The sequence below is a fragment of the Pseudarthrobacter adonitolis genome (genome assembly GCF_055412845.1).
Window position 1 is genome coordinate 59,467 of the sequence record NZ_JBVAYW010000019.1, and the last position, 7,077, is coordinate 66,543.

Below are 7,077 nucleotides of genomic sequence, written 5' to 3' on the forward strand. Positions count from 1 at the left end.
CAGAGAACACGATTCGGCCCGGTGCATGGCAAAGACGCCAGGAGGTTCCCATGTCAGTGAAAGGCGCAAAGGACACAGCGCGGACACCGGGGCGGGGAGGGCCGGAGGTGCGCCGGGCTGATGCTTCCAACGGCATTGCGGCAGCGGGGCCGGAACAGGTGCGCAATGTGGCGCTCGTGGGGCATTCAGGCGCCGGGAAGACCCTGCTGATCGAAGCATTGCTGGCCGCCCACGGGATGATTTCACGCAAAGGCTCCATTGCGGAGGGCACCACCGTCAGTGACTCCGACGCGTCTGCAGTGCGGCAGCAGCGGTCGGTCACGCTGTCCCTGGTTCCGCTGCTCATCAACGGCATCAAGGTCAACCTGCTGGATACGCCGGGATATCCGGATTTTATCGGCGAACTTCGGGCGGGGCTCCGGGCTGCGGACGCCGCCCTCTTTGTTGTCTCCGCCGTGGACGGCATCGACGCCACCACCACGGCTCTCTGGGGCGAATGCGAACGCCTCGGGATGCCTCGGGCTGTGGTCATCTCCCGCCTTGACCACCCCCGGGCAGATTACGACGGCGTCCTGGCCGCCTGCCAGCAGGCGTTCGGCGACTCGGTGCTGCCGCTGTACGTCCCGGTGCGGGCCGGTGGCGAAACCAGCGGGCTGCTGGGACTGGTGACCGGCACAATCTCTGACTACTCCGCCGGGGAGGTGGACGCCGGGTCCCGGGACGCTGACCCCGGCGAGCGCGCGGGGTCTGAGGCAGCCCGGGGCCGGCTCATCGAAGGGATCATCGCCGAAAGCGAGGACGAGACCCTCATGGACCGCTATCTGGGTGGTGAGGACATCGACACCGATGTCCTGATCGCGGACCTGGAAACCGCCGTCGCCCGTGGTTCCTTTTTTCCGGTCGTGCCGGCCTCTGCTGTCACCGGGCTCGGCACGGCGGAACTGCTGGAAGTCCTGACCCGGGGCTTCCCGTCACCCGTGGAGGGCGGCCTCCCGGAGGTGACTGACCTGGCGGGCGCTCCGGCGGCGGCCTTGGTCTGTGACCCGGACGGGCCGCTGGCAGCAGAGGTGGTCCGCACCACCATTGATCCGTTCCTGGGCCGGGTCTGCCTGACGCGGGTTTTTTCCGGCACCTTGCGTGCGGACACTCCCGTGCACGTCGGCGGGCACGGGCTCGCGGATCGCGGCCATCAGGACCATGACACCGACGAGCGCGTCACACACCTGTATTCGCCGCTGGGCCCCAACCTGCGTCCCGTAGCGCACTGTGTGGCCGGTGACATCTGTGCGGTGGCGAAACTGGGAAGTGCAGAAACCGGGGACACCATCTCGGCCAAGGACCAGCCGCTGCTGCTGGCGACCTGGGAGATGCCGGAGCCGCTGATGCCGGTGGCAGTCGAGGCGGACTCGCGCAGTGACGAGGATGCGCTGGCCCGGAGCCTGGCGAAGGTGGCCGCCGGGGATCCGACGCTGCGTGTGGAGCGGAACGCGGAAACACACCAGCTGATCCTGTGGTGCATGGGGGAGGCCCATGCCGAGGTGGTGCTGGACAGGCTGCGCGACCAGGGCGTGAAGCTGCACACTATTGGCGTGGTGACGCCGCTGCGGGAAACGTTCGCCGCCCCGGCAACGGGCCACGGCCGGCACGTCAAACAGTCGGGCGGACACGGGCAGTATGCCGTCTGCGACATCGACGTGGAGCCGCTGGACCGTGGCGGCGGCTTCGAATTCGTCGACAAAACCGTGGGCGGGGTGATCCCCGGAACGTTTATCTCCTCCGTCGAGAAGGGGGTGCGCGCGCAGATGCAGAAAGGACTGGCTGCTGGGTTCCCCGTGGTGGACCTGCGCGTCACACTGGTGGGCGGGAAGGCCCACAGCGTTGACTCTTCCGACGCCGCCTTCCAGGCGGCCGGCGCGCTGGCGCTCCGGGAGGCCGCCGCGGCTGGTCGCATCCAGCTGCTCGAGCCGGTTTCCTCGGTCAGCATCACCGTGTCCGAGGCGCATGTGGGTGCCGTGATGAGTGACCTCTCAGCACGCCGCGGCAGGCTCACCGGTACGGCCACCTCCTGCGGTGAGCTGACCGAAATCAGCGCGGAAGTCCCTGACCAAGAACTGCTGAAGTACGCGGTGGAGCTGCGGGCGCTGACTGCCGGGACCGGCCGGTTCCAACGCCGGTACCTCCGGCATGACCCGGTGCCCAGCAGCTCATGAATGCCACATCATGAACGCAGCCGCGCGGAAGATCCAGCGCATCTACCTCACCCTGACGCTGGGCAATACCCTTGCGGCCTCTTTCATCTGGGGAATCAACACGCTCTTTTTGTTGGATGCCGGACTGAGCAACCTTGAAGCATTCGCGGCCAACGCGTTCTTCACTGCCGGCATGGTCCTGTTCGAAGTGCCCACCGGGGTCATCGCGGATGGTTGGGGACGCCGGGTCTCATTCCTGCTCGGCACGGTGACCCTGGCTGCCTCCACGTACCTGTACTACCTGCTCTGGCAGTTGTCCGCTCCCTTCTGGTCCTGGGCAGTGGTGTCGGTCCTGCTGGGCCTGGGCTTCACGTTCTTCTCCGGGGCCGTGGAGGCTTGGCTGGTGGATGCGTTGCGTTTTTCGGGATATTACGGGGACCTGGAGACCGTCTTCGGACGGGGACAGATGGTGTCGGGCTTCGCGATGCTGGTGGGCTCGGCGGCCGGCGGCGTGATCGCCCAGGTTACTGACCTGGGCGTGCCGTTCCTGGTGCGGGTAGGCGTGCTCGTGGCGATGTTTGGGGTGGCCTTCTTGCTGATGCGCGATGTTGGATTCACTCCGGAACGCTCCCCGCATCCGCTCCAAGCGACCCGGGCAGTGCTGACCGCCTCCATTGAGAGTGGCCTCAAGAACCCGCCCGTGCGGTACGTCATGCTGGCAGCGCCCTTCAGCTCCGGCGTCGCTTTCTATGTGTTCTACGCGCTGCAACCGTACCTGCTTGAGCTTTTCGGGGACCCTCGGGCCTACTCCGTCGCCGGGCTTGCGGCGGCCGTTGTGGCAGGAGCGCAGATCTTGGGCGGCTGGTTGGCACCAACTGTCCGTCGCCGGGTCCGCAGACGTACCACTGTGCTGGTAGTGAGCAGCAGCATGGGCGCACTGATCCTGGTGGGGCTCGGCATCACGCGGGTGTTTTGGGTGGCCTTGCTGCTGCTGGTGCTCTGGGCCCTGGTCTCCGCGGCGGGCACCCCGGTGCGGCAGGCCTATTTGAACGACATGATCGCTTCAAAGCCGAGAGCAACAGTACTCAGCTTCGATTCACTCCTGGGATCCAGCGGCGGCATTGTGGTGCAGCCGCTAATGGGACGGGCAGCGGATGTGTATGGCTATCCGTTGTCGCTCGCCATCAGCGGTGTGATCGAATTGTTCGCCGTGCCGTTCCTGCTGGCGAGCCGCGGGCGGCGCTCGCCGGCCGACACAGCAACCACCGAAGCCGGCACATCGACCTGAGGCGATGGCCTCAGGGTCTGAGGAGGATCGGTGCGGAAATTCACGCTAAGGGGCTATGTGGTGTCGCCGGCACGTTTGATGGCATGGTGGACGGTTGAGCGCGCTACCGTGAAGAGTTCGGCAAGTTCCACCGTCGTGTGCGTCCCTGCCAGGTGAACGGAGACCAGGTGGACTTCCTGCTTTTTGGAAAGCGTGTGGCCAGGACGTTGAAGAGAAGCCGGCCCACGGGATCGCTGGGGTCATGGATGGAGCCGCCATGCTTAGCTTGACTTCGCGGCGGGTGAGTTCATCAACAATTTCCTTCGCATCGCGCAGCGACCGGGCCAGGCGGTCGAGTTGGTCACGACCAGGGTGTCCCCGTCACGGCAGGCGGCCAGCGCTTCCCTGAGTCCGGGCCGCGCCCGGCGGCAAAGAGACCGGTTACCGCTGGTTGCGTGAAAGATACTTGGAGTTCCGCCGCGACGGATCTAGTCCGGCCGAAGCGACGGCAGTGCTTGGTTTCGTCTCATCCAGGCTCCCAGCCTGGGAAGCAGTCGTCAGCAGGGCTACGGGCCACCATCTACAGGCCAATGTCGAAGACGAAGCCGCATTCTGGGTGACGTTTGAGGGTGGCAAGAGCCTTGATGAGTCGGCCCTGGCCAGCGGGGTGAGCCGTTCGACAGCGTATCGGTGGTTCCACATTCGGTTCGACCAACTCGGAGCTCGAAGGCCACCATGAAGCGCTGTCGGGCCCTTCTGCGCCTGACAGATCAGCGCTGTCGCAGTTTCGAACGCGAACGCCTCGCCTAGCTGGCGAAAGAGCGGAATGGGGCAGCGGCGGCCCAACGCGCCGCCGTGTTGTCGTCGAGCCGCTACGCAGACAAAGTCCTAGCTTCAACGGTTTCCGGGGCGCAACAGCGACGCACCGAACGGGACACGAAGTACTGGCAGCTGATGCGAGAGGGTAAAAGCAACGCCCACGCATGCAGACTTCTCGGTATGCATCGACGAACAGGTACGCTGCTCCGGCGAGCCAATAACTAGCAGATCCCCTCCCTCAAGCCCGCGCCGGTCGCGACCGGCCGATACCTCGATGCCCGGGACCGGCTGCAGATCGCCGACCTCCTGGAACTGGGACATTCCATGCGCGGAGTGATGACCCGTGAACTCGGGCGTCAGCCCTCCACCATCAAAAGAGAGCTGGACCGCCATCGAGACGTCGAAGGCCGCTATCTGCCCCGCACAGCCGATCATGACGCTCGGCTGCAACGGGCCCGGCCCAAGGCCCACAAACTCATCGGCGACCCCCGCCTGCGCGGGCTCGTGCAACGCAAGCTCAACCGATGCTGGTCCCCGGATGAAATCTGCGGATGGATGAAGAGAACCTACCCCGATGACCAGACGTTGCGGCTCTGCCCCGAAACGATCTATCGATCTCTGCTGCTGCGCGAGGGCCAGGGCCTGCACAAGCGCTACGCCACCAAGCTGCGCACCGGCAGAAGAATCCGCAAGACCCGTTGGCGCACCCGCACTGGGCACGGCTCACGGATCCGCAACATGACCATGATCGACCAGCGGCCAGCCGAGGCGGAAACCCGCTTGGAAGCAGGCCATTGGGAGGGCGATTTAATCGTAGGAGTCGGGTCCGTCTCGGCAATGATGACGCTGAGGGAACGGAAAAACCCAGTACGGAATCATCGTCAACTTGCCCCAGGACCATACCGCGGCAAGCGTCAACGCCGCCGCCATCAGCGCGTTCGTCACGTTGCCACCATCCTGAAACGCTCGCTGACCTGGGACCAGGGGTGGAAATGGCCGGCCATGAAGCGCTGACGAAGGCCACCGGCGTTCCAGTTTTCTTTGCCGAACGATCCAGCCCCTGGCAACGCGGCGCGAACGAGAACTTCAACGGACTCGTCCGCCAATATTTCCCCAAAGGCACCAACCTGGCCGTACACAGCGCCCAGCACGTCGACCACGTGATGCGAGAGCTCAACACTCGACCCAGAAAGAACCTCCACTACGACACCCCAGCTGCACGGTTCAGGGCCGAACATAAAACGCCAACCGTAGATCTGGGGTAACCTCAAAAACCGGGACAACGCAACCCAAGGAACCCTCTACGGGACACTCAAGCATTGCCACACTTGAAGGTGAAGAACGTGACCGGCGAAGCGGTAGCGCCCAGAGCCCGATAGAAATCCAGAGCGTCCACATCCTCGTTGTCGGACGCAACGAATATCTCGTGGATGCCCGCCAGCGCAGCGGTTGCACACAATTCGAAAACCAGTCGGCTTGCCACGCCCTGTCTCCAATGGTCCTGCCGCACGGCAAGATCATAGATGAACACCTCCGACGACGCTGAGCGTGTCATTGGCAACGTGTGAGCAGTTAGGCCGGCAACGATATCCGGGCCAATGAACGCCGCCAGGGCCCAGAAACCCTCTCGACCAAGAAGATCGTCGAGGTAGCCCTCGCCGAGCGGCTCGCTGTCTTCTCCGAAGACCCGCGCCATCATCTCAAACATGACGCCTGCCGCCGCCGCGTCGCCGCGGACCAAGCGCTTGACTTCAAGTTCGCTCATTGCAAGATCATCCCACGATGGCGCCGCAACACTTAGCATGGGTTCATGACACAGGTCGCGATGCCACCTGCTTCCCGCGACCGACTTCTCGATCGATTCGGCCCCGCGTCCGCAATCTGGATCGACGACTTCGGAGCGATCGTTGCAGAGCTCTGCCGGAAGTGGGCCCTCGATACTCACACTGTCCACGCGGGCGGAACGGGCGCCGTTGTCGAGTGCGGACGGAAGGCGGTTCGCGCTCAAGCTCTCACCCGACGGCACGATTACTGAGCAATAGGCAGCCGCTGACGTACTGGGCAGACGCGCACACCGTCGTCGACTTGTAGACGCGGACGCCATCCGCAGCGCGATCTTGCTCGATTGGCTCCCCGAAGCGATCAAGCTGACCGCCGAGCCGGATCATCGCCGACGTCACTGGTCTCTTCAGTGACCTCTACTCGCCGCGCCGGACACCTCAACCTGATGTTCCCCTCGCCATGAGCGCGTGGAGTTTGTGTTCGAGTTTTTTGGGATCGCCGCCGCGCTCTCACGGACTCACCGATCGACACAGCAGTTTGGCGTCGATGCCACACGGCTGCGATGGATATGGCAAGTAGCGGGGATTCAATGCTTCACGGCGACCTTCAACCCGGCAACATCCTGCGCCTCGGCAACGGCCCCGGCATCGTCACCATCGACCCGCGCCCATACATTGGTGATCCAGCGATGGACCTTACCGACCTCGCCATGACAGGAGCCACCAGCGAAGCGGAGATCCGCAGCCGCTGCCGTCCGCTCGCTGATATTGCTGATCCCGTAGACGATGATCGCCGGTGGCTCTGAGGCCGCAACTTCGCCCCAATCATGGCAGTCTCGCTCGCCCGCCGCGACGCGAGGACCGCGGACATCACCCTCATGCGCAACCTCGTCAATCCCCGATGAAGGAACCTTGGGTTCTTGCGGTGATTGCAACACTTAGCGGATGGGTGTTGTTATGGCGAGGTATTCGATCTACGTAAGACCGGATTTGCTGCAGGTGTTTTGGGCCGGGATGCAGG

Annotated in this window: 4 protein-coding genes and 2 pseudogenes; 4 read left to right on the plus strand and 2 right to left on the minus strand. The window is 64.3% G+C overall.

Annotation, left to right across the window (positions count from 1 at the left end; genetic code table 11):
* Nucleotides 1-50: 50 nt before the first annotated feature.
* Nucleotides 51-2,210 carry an elongation factor G-like protein EF-G2 gene (locus tag ACZYZ4_RS16005; protein WP_463862455.1) on the plus strand — a complete coding sequence of 720 codons (2,160 nt, stop codon included), beginning with the start codon at nt 51-53 and terminating at the stop codon, nt 2,208-2,210.
* A gap of 10 nt (nt 2,211-2,220) precedes the next feature.
* Complete coding sequence (locus ACZYZ4_RS16010; protein WP_463862457.1) at nt 2,221-3,477, plus strand: MFS transporter; 1,257 nt, start codon at nt 2,221-2,223, stop codon at nt 3,475-3,477.
* 53 nt (nt 3,478-3,530) lie between these two features.
* Here ACZYZ4_RS16010 and ACZYZ4_RS16015 read toward each other — a convergent pair.
* A pseudogene (locus tag ACZYZ4_RS16015) lies at nt 3,531-3,881 on the minus strand (recombinase family protein); the annotation flags it as partial.
* 622 nt (nt 3,882-4,503) lie between these two features.
* Between ACZYZ4_RS16015 and ACZYZ4_RS16020 the strand changes: the two are divergent.
* Nucleotides 4,504-5,540: pseudogene (locus ACZYZ4_RS16020) on the plus strand (IS30 family transposase).
* Between the two features lie 47 nt (nt 5,541-5,587).
* Here ACZYZ4_RS16020 and ACZYZ4_RS16025 read toward each other — a convergent pair.
* Nucleotides 5,588-6,040, minus strand: coding sequence for a GNAT family N-acetyltransferase (locus tag ACZYZ4_RS16025; protein WP_463862459.1), 453 nt, complete (start codon nt 6,038-6,040; stop codon nt 5,588-5,590).
* 585 nt (nt 6,041-6,625) lie between these two features.
* On the opposite strand from ACZYZ4_RS16025, the gene ACZYZ4_RS16030 reads away from it, so the two are divergent.
* Nucleotides 6,626-6,862: a fructosamine kinase family protein gene (locus ACZYZ4_RS16030; protein ID WP_463862466.1), complete on the plus strand. Its 237-nt coding sequence runs from the start codon at nt 6,626-6,628 to the stop codon at nt 6,860-6,862.
* The last annotated feature ends 215 nt before the right edge of the window (nt 6,863-7,077 follow it).